General features: G+C 44.0%; 13 protein-coding genes and 1 pseudogene. 9 read left to right on the top strand and 5 right to left on the bottom strand.

What is annotated here, in order from left to right; all coding sequences use genetic code 11:
- The first annotated feature begins 136 nt into the window (after nucleotides 1-136).
- Entirely contained in the window at nucleotides 137-268 is a 132-nt protein-coding gene (locus PPIS_RS25585) for a hypothetical protein (protein WP_019647404.1), read from the top strand.
- A gap of 45 nt (nucleotides 269-313) precedes the next feature.
- Here the strand turns inward: PPIS_RS25585 and PPIS_RS00660 are convergent, their stop codons facing one another.
- Together PPIS_RS00660 and PPIS_RS00655 are read right to left on the bottom strand one after the other, a co-directional pair.
- Nucleotides 314-841, bottom strand: a complete 528-nt coding sequence (locus PPIS_RS00660) for a cytochrome b (protein WP_010370685.1) — start codon at nucleotides 839-841, stop codon at nucleotides 314-316.
- Nucleotides 834-1,844, bottom strand: a complete 1,011-nt coding sequence (locus PPIS_RS00655; RefSeq protein ID WP_010370684.1) for a catalase family peroxidase — start codon at nucleotides 1,842-1,844, stop codon at nucleotides 834-836. Before PPIS_RS00655 ends, PPIS_RS00660 begins: the two co-directional genes overlap by 8 nt.
- Nucleotides 1,845-2,110: 266 nt before the next feature.
- Here PPIS_RS00655 and PPIS_RS00650 point away from each other — a divergent pair, with 266 nt between their 5' ends.
- The 5 genes from PPIS_RS00650 (at nucleotide 2,111) to PPIS_RS25105 (ending at nucleotide 7,290) form a co-directional block, all read left to right on the top strand.
- On the top strand, nucleotides 2,111-3,532 hold the full coding sequence (locus PPIS_RS00650; protein WP_010370683.1) for a DEAD/DEAH box helicase: 1,422 nt from the start codon (nucleotides 2,111-2,113) through the stop codon (nucleotides 3,530-3,532).
- A gap of 95 nt (nucleotides 3,533-3,627) precedes the next feature.
- Entirely contained in the window at nucleotides 3,628-4,437 is an 810-nt protein-coding gene (locus PPIS_RS00645) for a fascin domain-containing protein (protein WP_010370681.1), read from the top strand.
- 99 nt (nucleotides 4,438-4,536) lie between these two features.
- A complete protein-coding gene (gene dbpA, locus PPIS_RS00640; protein WP_010370679.1) occupies nucleotides 4,537-5,925 on the top strand; it encodes an ATP-dependent RNA helicase DbpA in 1,389 nt (462 codons plus the stop codon).
- Nucleotides 5,926-6,093: 168 nt separating this feature from the next.
- On the top strand, nucleotides 6,094-6,723 hold the full coding sequence (locus PPIS_RS00635) for an SDR family oxidoreductase (RefSeq protein WP_010370676.1): 630 nt from the start codon (nucleotides 6,094-6,096) through the stop codon (nucleotides 6,721-6,723).
- A gap of 396 nt (nucleotides 6,724-7,119) precedes the next feature.
- Entirely contained in the window at nucleotides 7,120-7,290 is a 171-nt protein-coding gene (locus PPIS_RS25105; protein ID WP_010370673.1) for a hypothetical protein, read from the top strand.
- Between the two features lie 72 nt (nucleotides 7,291-7,362).
- Here PPIS_RS25105 and PPIS_RS00625 read toward each other — a convergent pair whose 3' ends face one another.
- Complete coding sequence (locus tag PPIS_RS00625) at nucleotides 7,363-7,611, bottom strand: DUF3297 family protein (RefSeq protein ID WP_010370670.1); 249 nt, start codon at nucleotides 7,609-7,611, stop codon at nucleotides 7,363-7,365.
- A gap of 226 nt (nucleotides 7,612-7,837) precedes the next feature.
- Complete coding sequence (locus PPIS_RS00620) at nucleotides 7,838-8,251, bottom strand: GNAT family N-acetyltransferase (RefSeq protein WP_010370668.1); 414 nt, start codon at nucleotides 8,249-8,251, stop codon at nucleotides 7,838-7,840.
- Between the two features lie 102 nt (nucleotides 8,252-8,353).
- On the opposite strand from PPIS_RS00620, the pseudogene PPIS_RS25675 reads away from it, so the two are divergent.
- Nucleotides 8,354-9,190: pseudogene (locus tag PPIS_RS25675) on the top strand (SPFH domain-containing protein).
- Between the two features lie 74 nt (nucleotides 9,191-9,264).
- On the opposite strand, the gene PPIS_RS00610 reads toward PPIS_RS25675, so the two are convergent.
- A complete protein-coding gene (locus tag PPIS_RS00610; RefSeq protein WP_010370665.1) occupies nucleotides 9,265-10,374 on the bottom strand; it encodes a TRAP transporter substrate-binding protein in 1,110 nt (369 codons plus the stop codon).
- A 285-nt stretch (nucleotides 10,375-10,659) separates the two neighbouring features.
- On the opposite strand from PPIS_RS00610, the gene PPIS_RS00605 reads away from it, so the two are divergent.
- On the top strand, nucleotides 10,660-11,802 hold the full coding sequence (locus tag PPIS_RS00605; protein ID WP_010370662.1) for a hypothetical protein: 1,143 nt from the start codon (nucleotides 10,660-10,662) through the stop codon (nucleotides 11,800-11,802).
- Nucleotides 11,802-12,755 carry a hypothetical protein gene (locus PPIS_RS00600; RefSeq protein WP_010370660.1) on the top strand — a complete coding sequence of 318 codons (954 nt, stop codon included), beginning with the start codon at nucleotides 11,802-11,804 and terminating at the stop codon, nucleotides 12,753-12,755. Before PPIS_RS00605 ends, PPIS_RS00600 begins: the two co-directional genes overlap by 1 nt.
- Nucleotides 12,756-12,810 lie beyond the last annotated feature (55 nt).

The following is a 12,810-nucleotide window of genomic DNA, read 5'->3' as shown; positions in this document are numbered from 1 at the left end:
TGATTGGCTCGCTAAGAACAAATCGCACCTAGCTAACGTATTAAAAGCGCTCAATTTTAAATGGCACATACGAGATATTCGAGAGTTTTTACATCTCGTTATTTATTTTGCGCTTCTAGACTTTGGCGCAACCTGTATGGTTAGTAGTATCAAAGGAAGCGATTATAAAAACTTACTAAGAGCGGCGATGGAGCAAAGCTATACCGCCATTAAACAAGTCGCGTGCAGCATGAGCTATTTCGACACCTATATGACACCAGAGTGTTAGGGCGCGGTTATTTAACTGTTTTTACTTACAATGACTCTTTGTCGATTACAACATGCTTTTTAGCACGCCATCTTTTCTTATAAAGTGATGGTAAAGCGCCGCCCCGATATGAACTGCAAGTACTGCAATCAGTAGCAATACCGCTAAACCATGCCCTTCGCGAAACACGGCGAAGTACTCGATGTGAGGCACCATCGCGGCTGGAATGGTGAATAAGTCGAGCACCACAATTGGTCGCGCAGCATAATACTGCATCAACAGGCCGCTAGTCGGTATAATTAACATCAATACGTAAAGCAGCCAGTGGCTGAGTTTGGCCAGTTTGACCTGTATTGTCGACATCCCAGATGGCAAGCTGGGTGTAGGTGACTTTATTCTAATAAGAAAGCGCAATAAAAGTAGCAAAAGTGCCAGCATACCAAATGCTTTATGTAACCCCAGTAAAGTAAGCTGCCAAGGTTCAAGCGCACGTACCATCGTAAGGCCAGCAAAAATCATAGCAAAGATAAGTAATGCCATAGACCAGTGAAGCACTCTCATCGCAAGATTAAATCGTGTTGTTTGATCAGTCATTCACTGTCTCCTCAAGTGCGCCCATCAATTGCTCCTTAGCCCTACGGCGATAGGACTCTGCATAGGCAGCAGAGCGCGCTCTTAGAATTGGATCTTCGGTTGCATTAACACCGCTAGGTAATATCAAGGGATCAAAATTGAGCGCATGGCAGTTACCCGATAGTTGCGGTTGCCAATGCGTTATGAAGATCCCTCCAGCATCTACCTTCGCGCGATTACTGGGCCAGAGTTTGGCTGGATTATTTTCATCATCTTCTTGCTTGGCAAATATAAACTGCCAATTGAAACGTACAGCCCCTTTCTCTAATCGAGTTGCAAATTCTTGCTGTAGCGCGTCTTTGCCAGTGTAAGGATTTTTACTTTCTTCATTTAATGGCAGCATTTTCCAGCGAATAGCCTGACGCTGCGCTTTTTCATCAACCAAATAAAACGCATTAATACTATGATAAGTCTCAAGGGCAAAGCTCGGGCTTGGCGTGTAACTCGCTTTCCAAGCCAAAAAATCCGAACTCTCTGGATGCTTAGCAAAAAAGTCTTTTACTGCCTCTTTACCCTGCTTCAGAGCAACAATTTGCTGATAAAAATCATGGGGATTTGTTACCGCCATCACTGGAGGCGTATTCATCGCAATATTCCAACGCTCAGCACCGGTTACGAAGCTCAGCGCGAAACTCCTTACCGGTGCAGTCAACTCAGCAGCGTGCGGATTATTTCCAGCAATGGACAATCGGCCAATAAATGGATGCGTACCGGCTTTAAAAACTGTTGCGTTTGAGTACTGAGATAGCCGTCCATTCGATTTAAATTCTCCTGACACACAAATCCCTTTTGCGTGTGCCCGGCGAAACCCAGGGAAGTGGTTTTGCCCTTGTTGCAAATCGACAAATTGCTGGGCGGTGACTTGCTCGGTTTGCGCTTGTGTTAATGGTGAAAGTAACAACGCAACAGCAAGACTCGCAAAATAAAACCCCTTTTCTAACAAGGATACAGATGTGTATTTCACAAAACAGCTCCTAAGTTAAGCCAGTTTTCCGAATTAGTGACTTATATACAGCGCAAACTGGTCGTGAATAACTAATGCCATCAATAGACCTGCAGTACGAACGTTTCCTTTCATTTATTTTGATTGTAATCCTGATGTTTACGCTATGCTTTGTTATCTACCCGCCTATCATTATTTAGCTTGGGCCTATTTAACAGCACGGCGAAATTGCTTAAGCGGAGTAAATACTGTACTCTTGCCCGCCGCCCAATACAGAGTACAAAATCATGAGCTTTAGCCACTTAGGTTTAGCCCCAGAAATAAATCAAGCCGTTGTCGAACAAGGTTACGACAAACCGACTCCGATTCAAGAGCAAGCCATTCCTGCTATTTTAGAAGGCAGAGACGTGATGGCTGCGGCGCAAACGGGAACAGGTAAAACAGCGGGCTTTACATTACCTTTGTTGCAAAAGCTGATTGCTGGTACTAAGCCTCGTGCGAACAATGTACGCGCGTTAATTCTAACGCCGACCAGAGAGCTTGCTGACCAAGTATGGCAAAGTGTTGCGCTTTACAGTAAACACCTGCCTATCAGCTCTGAAGTTGTTTACGGCGGTGTGAAGATCAATCCGCAAATGATGAAGCTGCGTAAAGGCATTGATGTTTTAGTGGCAACACCTGGGCGATTACTCGACCTTTACCAGCAGAATGCTGTCAAATTTGATGACCTTGAAGTACTGGTATTGGATGAAGCCGACCGTATGCTAGACATGGGCTTTATTCACGATATCAAGCGCATCATCAAAGTATTGCCAAGCTGCAGACAAAACTTGATGTTCTCTGCCACTTTCTCTGAAGAGATTAGAGCATTGGCAAAAGGGCTAATTCATGATCCAGTAGAGATTTCTGTGGCACCAGCAAACAGCACAGCAAAAAGCGTGACTCAATGGGTATACCCGGTAGACAAAAGTAAACGTACGAGCTTACTCAAGCATTTAGTGCAAACGCATGATTGGCAACAAGTGTTGGTATTCACCCGCACAAAACACGGTGCCAACCGCTTGGTTAAGGATCTAGAAAAAGACAAGATCAATGCCGCAGCAATCCATGGTAATAAAAGCCAAAGCGCTCGCATGAAAGCCCTTGCTGGCTTTAAAAATGGTGAAGTACGTGTACTTGTTGCTACTGATATTGTGGCAAGGGGCTTGGATATTCAAGAGCTGCCTCATGTCGTGAACTTTGACCTGCCAAATGTTTACGAAGATTATGTTCACCGTATCGGCAGAACAGGCCGTGCTGGTGCGACAGGTGAAGCTATCTCGTTTGTTACCCAAGAGACAGCAAGCGATTTATTTGGCATTGAGCGATTAATTCAACAGTTGGTGCCACGTAAAGTGGAGCCTGGGTTTGAACCGCAACTTGCCGTACCTGAGTCAAAGTTAGATACGCGCCCAATCAAACCGAAAAAACCAAAGAAACCGAAAAAGCCAAAGGCGGCAGACGCTGAACAAGCACCTTCTGCTCAGCCGAAAAACAAACCTAAGCAAAATTCAGGTCCTCGCAACAATAGGCCAAGTGGCAACGGCAAGCCTGCTGGTAACAACAATAGCAACCGCAGACGTCGCCCATCATCACCTGCAAACAAGCCAAAGAGCCAACACTCTGGAGAAAAACGTACACCACGTCAGAAGCCCACTTCTGGCAATTAATGGTGTAAGCAGGTGTAATAGCATTTGCAACACCTTCTCCTAAGCTAAAAAGGCTGTTAATCGTAACAGCCTTTTTTCGTCAAAGGAGCTAGACAATGAATATCTTGAAATTGATACTGTTCACATTGTTTGGTAGTACATTTTTAGCGCACGCTGGTACGCAATATGTGACCCAAGCTGCGAGCAATATCACAGAAACCTCCGCTCAATTAAACGGCTATTCCGCCTCTACTATTGGTTTAAGTGGAGAAACGTTTGATTATGGCCCAACCACTAACTACGGCTACAGCGTACTCGCAACACCGGCTGGCGTGAATGGCCCGGTTAGCGCACAAATAGCGAACCTAGAGTGCGGCAGCGAATATCATTTCCGTTTTCGAGGAGATCCAAAGCCACCTCGCACCACCATTCAAGGGGAAGACCTAACCTTCACTACAGCCCCATGTGGCCCGACGATTTTTACTAATGTGTCGTTTGAAACGGGCGGACAATATTACTTCGTTGCAGAAAACAATGGCGGTAATACAGTAAACGCCAATCGTATTGCGATTGGCCCTTGGGAACGGTTTAATCTTATCGATGTCAACGGCGGTAACCTGTTTGATGGCGACACCATTCACATTCAAACAGCCACTGGCTATTACTTTGTTGCAGAGCAAGGTGGGGGCGCTGAGTTAAATGCTAATCGAACGGTGGCTTCTATTTGGGAAACCTTCACGATTGAGTTGCCGAATAATCCCGGTGCTTTGATCCAAAATGGCGATAAAGTGGCGCTTAAGTCAATCAATGGTCACTATATCCAAGCCGCAGGTAATGGTGGCGCGGGAGCCAATGTGCATCCTACCGTCATAGGCTGTAATGCCACTTACCCCTGTTCATGGGAAATGTTTAAGATTATTTTTTAACGCACTTGGCCGTGATAAAAAATTTTATCACGGCCTTACACGCGCTATCCATTCGAGTCATGTTATAATTGCTGTTTTAGAACTACAGAGACAGCGACTTTGACTCAGCCACTTTTTTCAAGTACCTCACTTTCCAGCGCCTTACTCGATAACCTCGCGTCATTGGGGTATCACACCATGACTGACATTCAAGCACAAACCTTACCGCTTATCTTGGCGGGTAAAGATGTCATTGGCCAAGGTAAAACAGGCTCAGGTAAAACCGCCGCTTTCTCTTTAGGACTATTGCATAATTTAAATGTAAAACGCTTTCGTGTGCAGGCGCTTGTGGTATGCCCAACTCGAGAGCTTGCCGATCAGGTGGCGGTTGAAATTCGCAAGCTTGCCCGTGCTGTTCATAACATCAAAGTGTTAGCGCTGTGCGGTGGCGCGCCTATGGGTCCACAAATTGGCTCTCTTGAACACGGTGCGCACATCATTGTGGGCACGCCAGGGCGTATTGAAGAGCACCTGCGCAAAGGCCGTTTGTCGCTAGATGAAGTGAATACCTTTGTACTGGATGAAGCGGATCGCATGTTGGAGATGGGTTTTGAAGAGTCACTACAGTGCATCATAGATCACTGCCCTACAGCACGCCGAAATCTGTTATTTAGTGCAACTTACCCACCAAAAATAGAGCAGCTCGCGCAGCACATCATGAAAGATGCTGCCAAAGTCACGGTTGAAGCGACACATGATGATAGCTCAATTGAACAGTATTTTTACGAAGTCGACAATAACGATGCAAGATTGCCTGCGGTACAAAAGCTGTTAATGCAATTTCAACCAAACTCAGCGGTTATCTTCTGCAACACCAAGGCAGAGTGCCAGAACGTATGCGACAGCCTGTATAGCCTAGGTTTTGATGCGGCTGCACTTCACGGTGACTTAGAGCAAAAAGACCGTGACCGCACATTGGTTCGTTTTGCGAATAAGAGCGTGACCATTTTATTGGCAACGGATGTCGCAGCCCGGGGTATCGACGTCGATCACGTAGATATGGTGATCAACTACCATATCGCCCATGACCCAGAAGTACATGTTCACCGCGTTGGCAGAACTGGACGTGCAGGCAATAAAGGTGTGGCATGCTCTTTAATGAGTTATAAAGAATCGCATAAAGTAAATGCCCTCGAAGACTATTTAGGTAAGACCATTGAGCCCAATACCCTGCCAAGCGACCAAGTGTTAAATAACAAAATTAACCGAGCGCCGATGGTAACCATTCAAATCGACGGCGGTAAAAAAGCAAAATTAAGACCAGGTGATATCTTAGGTGCACTGACCTCAAATCAAGCGTTAAAAGGTGACCAAATCGGCAAAATAAAAGTCACCGCGATGTCATCATACGTTGCGGTTGAGCGCAGTATTGCCAACGTGGCACTTAAAACAATCTCAGAAGGAAAAATGAAAGGCCGTAACTTTAGAGCTCGCAAAGTAACAAAGTAACAGGTCACTCTCCCCTCTCTATGGTGGTCAATTTTCCCCTGACCACCACGACTTTAGATTATCTATACAATTACTCGCCTATTTATAACCTATTTCCACCACAGGGGTTTAAATCTACACCATGACCCCAAGGTCTTAGTTAAGCAAACACTTTAAAGGAGTTTATCTATGAAGACCTTAATCATTGGTGCCAGTGGTCAAATTGGAAAAATGACGACAAAGAAAATGCTGGAACAAGGCCATGACGTCGTGGCGTTAGTGCGCAATAAAAGCAAGCTAGCTGATCTTCAATCTGAGCAACTTACTATCATTGAGCAAGACCTTGAAGGCGATTTTAGCTCAGCCTTTGGCAACGTCGAGCAGGTAATATTTAGCGCAGGCTCTGGTGGAGAGACTGGTGCGGATAAAACCCTACTTATTGATTTGTGGGCCGCCATTAAAGCAATTAACTATGCTGTGAAAGCAAACGTTAAGCATTTTATTATGGTCAGCTCTATTGGCGCCGACGATCCTGATAACATTGAAAGTGAAATCAAACCGTACTTGGTAGCCAAACACATGGCTGACCAACACCTACAGAAAAGTATTGTAAACTACACCATCGTCCGACCGGGTGCGTTACAAAATGAGCCTGCAACCGGCGGGTTCTCCACTTCACGCCCTGCAAATAGAGAAGATGCCGTAATAAGTCGAGAGAATGTCGCAGACGCGCTAGCTTACCTTGCCACTCAACATCCTCAGAACCTAACATTTGAGCTATTTAACGGCAAGCAGTCAGTCGAACAAACGCTGTGCTAATAGAGTAACTATGTCTCGGGGTTTAACGCCTCGGGGCAAACTTAGGTGCTTTATTTGGCTAAGTGTTGAGAATATTTACCGCTACATCGACATAAAAAGCTTGCTTTAAAAAATGCAATTCTATATTATCCCTCTCTTGCTTTAACTTCCTCTCAAAATAAAGCAAACCTCAAGTAATGCCTCCTTGCCTTGATCCAGTAAGTCCGCATAAAAAATACAAGTAGAGCTTAATATAGTCAGGCGAAATCAAGCCAATTACGAAAATTGGTATAAGCTGTCATGCCCGTCTCGGGTCGTTGCGAGGACAGTGTCTTCTGTTCGCTAAACTGTAATGAAGCTCATCTACTATCAAAAGCATCAGCTAATTTGCTGTGCATTATAAAAGTGAGTTTTATTATGTCATATACATATAACGGAACAGAGATCCGTGTTGAGCAACCAATTCGCTCAATTTCGGTGAACAAATCTAAAGTGATCTTTGCTGACGGCACAGGCCGTAAGATCACACAATTCGCCAATGGCGGCGAAGCACGTCAATTTCTGAGCTGGTTAACTTCAGCACATTAATTGAGTGGTAATATAATTGATGTAAAAAATGCCGGATAAAGTCCGGCATTTTTGTATCTTTGTTTGTTAAGCTTAGCAGTAGTAAGCTTCAACAGTCCCTTTTGACTTCAGTAGCAAAGGCTGACCACGACGGTCTAACGCCTTTGGTGATGCTACCTTAATCCAGCCTTCGCTGATGCAGTACTCTTCAACATCCGTGCGCTCTTTTCCGTTGAAACGGATGCCAATATGGTGTTCTAGCACTTCTTTAGCATAATGTGGGCTGCGAGGGTTGATTGAAAGTCTATCTGGTAGTGCTGGTTTTTCAGTTGAATCTGTCATCGTTTTTCTTCAATTATTTAAGCATGCTGTATTGTAGGTAATCCCGTGCGTGCGCTCAATAGCTGAGCGTCCTATATTCGCAATTGAATTAAAAACTGTCCCCCCTAGGCCTAGTGGGATTCTGAAGTTTAGCTAACATTATTACTTAAAAATGCCTTGGCACATTCACCCACGTATCGGCGGCCGAGATTATCTCCACTCAACCACTCTCTCCACAGAAAACTTGTTATAACACCTTTACCATAAAATACTTACAGCCATCTTTAGGGTAATGCTCTTGGATCCATTGAGTCTCGTAGCCATGCTTTTCATAAAACGGCATTGCCTGAAAATTTAAGGTATCGAGTAAGCATTTCACGCACCCTCTTTGTTTGGCTGCCGCTTCTAGGCTTTCTAGTATCTGTGAGCCGATATTTTGACCTCTAAGTGTCTCAGAAACCCACAAAGTATCTAGCAACAACCAGTTACCAAAAGTACGCGCGGCTGCACCTGCAACAACCTCTCCAGACTCATCCTTTACTTCAACCGCCAATGGAAGGCGCTCTGTGACCTCCCAATTCGCCCAGTTAAACTCGCTAATTTTACTACTTAAAAAATCGACAAATTGTTGATCAGGATTTTCTACTACGGATATTTTCACAGCTACGCTCCGGTTGACTTCGTTGAACTAAGGTAATTGTTGTTCGTTTTAGTATTGTCACCTATCATAGCCAACAAAATACCTATAAAGGAATCATCTATGATGAAATCAAAATCTAGCATTGGAAGCTCAATTGTATCTATTATCGTGATTGGCATTGTGTTACTTTTTTCCATCACATCTTGCACAAATCCAAGCACACCCGCAGGACATGAAGGCTATGTTTTTGAGCAACCGAGATTTTTTGGTTCTGGTGGTTACCAAGGTAGCTTAGTAGGTCCGAGCAACTATGGTTTTTCCCCGCTCAGAAATCAAGTCGTCAATATCGATATGCGCCCAAACACTTATACAGAACGCTTTGAGATCTTAGCCAAAGATGACTTGAACATCAGTTTTGATTTTCATGCAGTCATTGCAATTAAGCCAGACACAGTAAAAGATGTCGTTGAAAATTATGGTGCAGAGAATTGGTATCAGCGTTTTGTTCGCGAAACTTTCAGAACCTATGTTCGCGACGAAGTCCAACAATACGATAGTGGCGCATTAAAAAGCAAACGCGAACAAATTGCTGAAATCGTAACAAAGCGCTTAAAAGGCTACCTATAGTCAGCGCCATTTGATATCAAACAAGTGGTGATCGGTAACATTAATTATCCAGATATTGTAGCCAATGCTGTAGAAAAGAAACTCGCTGCGCAACAGCTGCTAGCAGAAAAAGAGACTCAAAAGGCCATTGCTAAAAAAGATGCTGAAATTCGGATTGAAGAAGCAAAAGGTATCGCTGAAGCGCAAAAGATCATCAACGCCACACTTACTGCAAACTACTTACAACATGAAGCGATAAATGCGCAGCTAAAAATGGCAGAATCTCCCAACCATACAACGGTTTATATTCCGGTTGGCACCAACGGCATTCCACTGGTTAAAGAGAGTCGATAACAAAGTACCAATAATTCGTTTGGGTTGGGAGTAACAATAGCGAGAAGGCCTGTTGTTGCTCTCAACCTAGGTTATTAAATAAACTCTTTTTCTGTTGCATTTACCAGCTGTTGAAATGCGCGAGTACTGCCGAGGAGCTCTCGCTTTACCTTATTCCACTGTGCATTGTGGTGACCAAACCTTAATTGCCATTCGCGCTTTTCGTCCACACTTAAAGGGTGCAGCTTTGCGCCCAAGGCCATGAGCTCGCGCTCACAGTGTTTTTGCAGTTGCTCTATCTGCGCAATATGAGTATGAAATGTTTGCTTACCCGCGTCCTCGATTTCCCCTTTTAAGCGCAGCGGTAAACCATCTAACCAATGCTGATTTGCGACGGTCACCCAAGCATCGGGAACACTTTCGAGTAAAGCTATCTGCCCTATCTCGTTTTTTAGCAGATCAGGACCTGAAAACAAGCCAACAACGCTAGGGTCAATAACCTCTATATGTTCTGTTCTTGCCATTTTGGCCACTTGTGCCCAAGGCACATCAATAACATTTGCCGACGTCATACTGTAAAAATGACTCAAAACCTTAGAAGCAGGTACTCTTAGCACTACTCCTTTAAGTTTTTCAGGCAAATTAATCAAGCGGTTGAACTGCTTTGTGCTTGTTAGGGTGCGACCTCCAACGAGATGATGCATTAAGATATTCAGTTTTCCTTGTTCACTAATAGGCTTAATAACAAGTGACTGCCATTGTGGCGAACAAATTAGATTGAGAAACGCGCGATTTGAGCTCGCCCAAAATGGGATATTAAGGATATCTAGCACAGGTAACGCCCGAGACAGATTTGACACAGAGATAAGTGCGGCCCCCACATGTCCCCGAGTCACTGCCGCCATTAACTCGCGGCCACTTCCAAGCGCGCCACTATGGTGAACATCAACATAGATTTTACCGCGAGTCATAGACTCAACATTCTCCTTAAGCACTTGATGCATGTGCGGGATAAAGTCACTTTGATCCGCAGGGTATGGGGAAGCTAATCTTAAAATATGGAGGGCAGCACTGCGCTTAGCCATTTCTTGTTCTCGTTCATCTTCTGAGAATAAATTTAGTGCAAGTACTTGGCTAACCGGAAATGAAGCACTCAAACATGCCGCTAGTGAAGCTTCAAGAAATTGACGTCTACTCTTAGACATGGGAGTACAACCTAAATTCCATACCTCAATTAAAGATAGCTGAGTCGATCACTATTTCAATAAGCTTAGATGTAAACCCAAATCAAAAACACAAAAAGCTCACTTGTATTTAACAAAATTTATACTAGTCTATCTTGGATTCACCACAAGGAGTGTACTGCTAGTTTATTCATCAAAAGCGATAGCTTTACTATCATTACTTTTGTCTCGCTGGGTGTTTTCTTAAAACAAAGCAAATTTAACGCAGTAATCACGTTCATATCGATTAATAAAAGGAGATTAACGATGAACAGAAGAAATGCACTAATCTGTGTTGCCTTGGGATTTTGTGCCCACTTATCCGCCAAGACACCTCAACCAACCCTTTCGATCAACACTAACCTTGATTATGACGGCCTCATTACAACACCGAATGGAAAGGCTTATTTTGGTCAGCAATGGTTTGAAAATGCCAGTGAAGTCACTTTGTACCCAAAAAATGGCAACAGCGCGCTTTGGACATTAACATTAACCTATTCTGATGGCAGACCGGCCGTTGGTAAAACCATTACTATAAATTCAACTTATAACACGCTCACCACATCAAGTTGGCGAGATAAAAATACCATGGCAAACCGCTTTCCGAGTGGTTCAAGAGCAACGGTAATTCAAAGAATAGACCAAGGGCTGTTCCGATTACGTGCTCCTTACGAAGCTTCAAGTCTAGTGACCGATGCTAATGGCCAAGTGAAAGTTACCGTAAATAACTTCCATAGCTGCGGTAATGAACAACAGCCAGGTTCTGATAAGTTAACAGCCTCAACTGGTAACTTGCAGGCTCAGCTAATTGTAAAATGCGCAGTAACAGGCTTAGTCAACATTCCAGACCGCGCAAGTGAGGGGCTTACTACAGCTGGTTTAGTTGGCCGCTACTTACACCCAGACTTGCTAAGTGCTTTACAAAATTTAGGACAAGCTTGGAAAAACGTACAAAACAAACCTATCGGGATGCCAAATTATCTCACAATAACGGGAGCAACCATGCGCTGGGGTGGAATAAATCCTCCTCATTTTACGCACAAGTTTGGTGGTACAGTAGATATTCGTCCGATAGGAACATCATCAGGCCCGGTTAGCGTTGGTGACGCACACTACCATCGCCAAGCCACACAGACTATAGTTGACGCTTTGGTACAATTAGGCGCAACTAAAATTATCTTTGCCGATAATTTGAAAGGCGTTACAGATGTTAAATCAAATCATAAGAATCACCTACATGTCAGCTTCTTAACTGAACCTTTAGAACCTTGGCTTGCTCCTAATGATAACGAGCTTGATCGCGAAGGTGAAGCTTGGCATGACTACAGCAATATCTACGATACTAGCTATTTCGTGCCTCAAGTTAAATCGTTACAGGTTACCGACTTTCATTTTGAATTAGGAAAGTAATGACGAATATCGCTTGGCTAATTTATCTCGCTATCTTTAGCATTTCGGCAAGCTTTGATTTATTAAGCTGCGAGCTCGCTATGTCTAGCGATAAAGTAGCCTTAGCACCCTCTACTGAGCGGCCAGAGTGCCGCTTTGAACAATCAGACAATAATGAGTTAAAGCCAACATCGTTGCCGCACACGCGTTTTATTCCACCAAACTATCCAGATGCTGCAATACCTCTCAATTTCGATAGGGTTCAGTCAGCCTGTAAACTTAAGAGTGACACCATCCATTGCCAGTTTGCTGACCGACAAGGCGCTTTGCCTTTAGCTACTAAATATCAACGAGGTCGGTTAAGCTATGATCAGTGGCGCGTAGACAATGAATATTTTATTGGATGGACCTCGCACGACCCAGAAAGACCTGTCGGATTTATGGTACTTTCCAGCACCAAACCCGCCTATTGGTTACCTGTGGAAGATGCTTGTAAAGCAAGACTCAGCACACGAGTCGTGACGCTTAATAGCAAAGAGAATCTCTGTTTGAATCACCAGGGTACTTGGCAACGCAGTAACACACAGTCACTACCTGCGCCTTGTGAAAACCCATACACTGTTGCTACCGATAAAAATGGGGTGTGGGCTTTACAGCTAAACAATGAAAATCAAAGTTGGAATATTTGCCACTTTGATCACGCATTACAACTGGTGAAAGCATATCAATATCAACTTGATTTACCGCGTTCGCTAGCGCCATACAAGCTTGTACCTACATCTTTTTCTCAGGTTACCGCCTTATTCGGCGAATATGACAATGCACCAGCATACGCATTTGATATTAGCGCTGTTGAACCGATGTTTCTATCAGCCTTCCCGAGTTCTATAAGGCGCTTCACAGTACCTCTTGCATCAGCGAAATATCGTTTAAAAGAAATGACTCACGTTAATTCTTCGTTAGCAGCTAAGTAGTCAATATCAACTAATTCGATGATGTACCAATTACCAGAGTAGGAATAAAACTCTT

This window comes from Pseudoalteromonas piscicida, from assembly GCF_000238315.3.
Classification (GTDB): Bacteria; Pseudomonadota; Gammaproteobacteria; order Enterobacterales; family Alteromonadaceae; genus Pseudoalteromonas; species Pseudoalteromonas piscicida.
Note: the sequence above shows the minus strand (reverse complement) of the source record. Positions and strands in the feature narration are given on the sequence as shown.

What these genes read in the sequence shown, in the direction of transcription:
- PPIS_RS00635 (WP_010370676.1), top strand. Translation starts at nt 6,094, where the DNA reads ATGAAGACCTTAATCATTGGTGCCAGTGGTCAAATTGGAAAAATGACG.
- PPIS_RS00625 (WP_010370670.1), bottom strand. Translation starts at nt 7,611, where the DNA reads ATGACAGATTCAACTGAAAAACCAGCACTACCAGATAGACTTTCAATC.
- PPIS_RS00605 (WP_010370662.1), top strand. Translation starts at nt 10,660, where the DNA reads ATGAACAGAAGAAATGCACTAATCTGTGTTGCCTTGGGATTTTGTGCC.
- PPIS_RS00650 (WP_010370683.1), top strand. Translation starts at nt 2,111, where the DNA reads ATGAGCTTTAGCCACTTAGGTTTAGCCCCAGAAATAAATCAAGCCGTT.
- PPIS_RS25585 (WP_019647404.1), top strand. Translation starts at nt 137, where the DNA reads ATGGTTAGTAGTATCAAAGGAAGCGATTATAAAAACTTACTAAGAGCG.
- PPIS_RS00600 (WP_010370660.1), top strand. Translation starts at nt 11,802, where the DNA reads ATGACGAATATCGCTTGGCTAATTTATCTCGCTATCTTTAGCATTTCG.
- PPIS_RS00660 (WP_010370685.1), bottom strand. Translation starts at nt 841, where the DNA reads ATGACTGATCAAACAACACGATTTAATCTTGCGATGAGAGTGCTTCAC.
- PPIS_RS00610 (WP_010370665.1), bottom strand. Translation starts at nt 10,374, where the DNA reads ATGTCTAAGAGTAGACGTCAATTTCTTGAAGCTTCACTAGCGGCATGT.
- PPIS_RS25105 (WP_010370673.1), top strand. Translation starts at nt 7,120, where the DNA reads ATGTCATATACATATAACGGAACAGAGATCCGTGTTGAGCAACCAATT.
- PPIS_RS00645 (WP_010370681.1), top strand. Translation starts at nt 3,628, where the DNA reads ATGAATATCTTGAAATTGATACTGTTCACATTGTTTGGTAGTACATTT.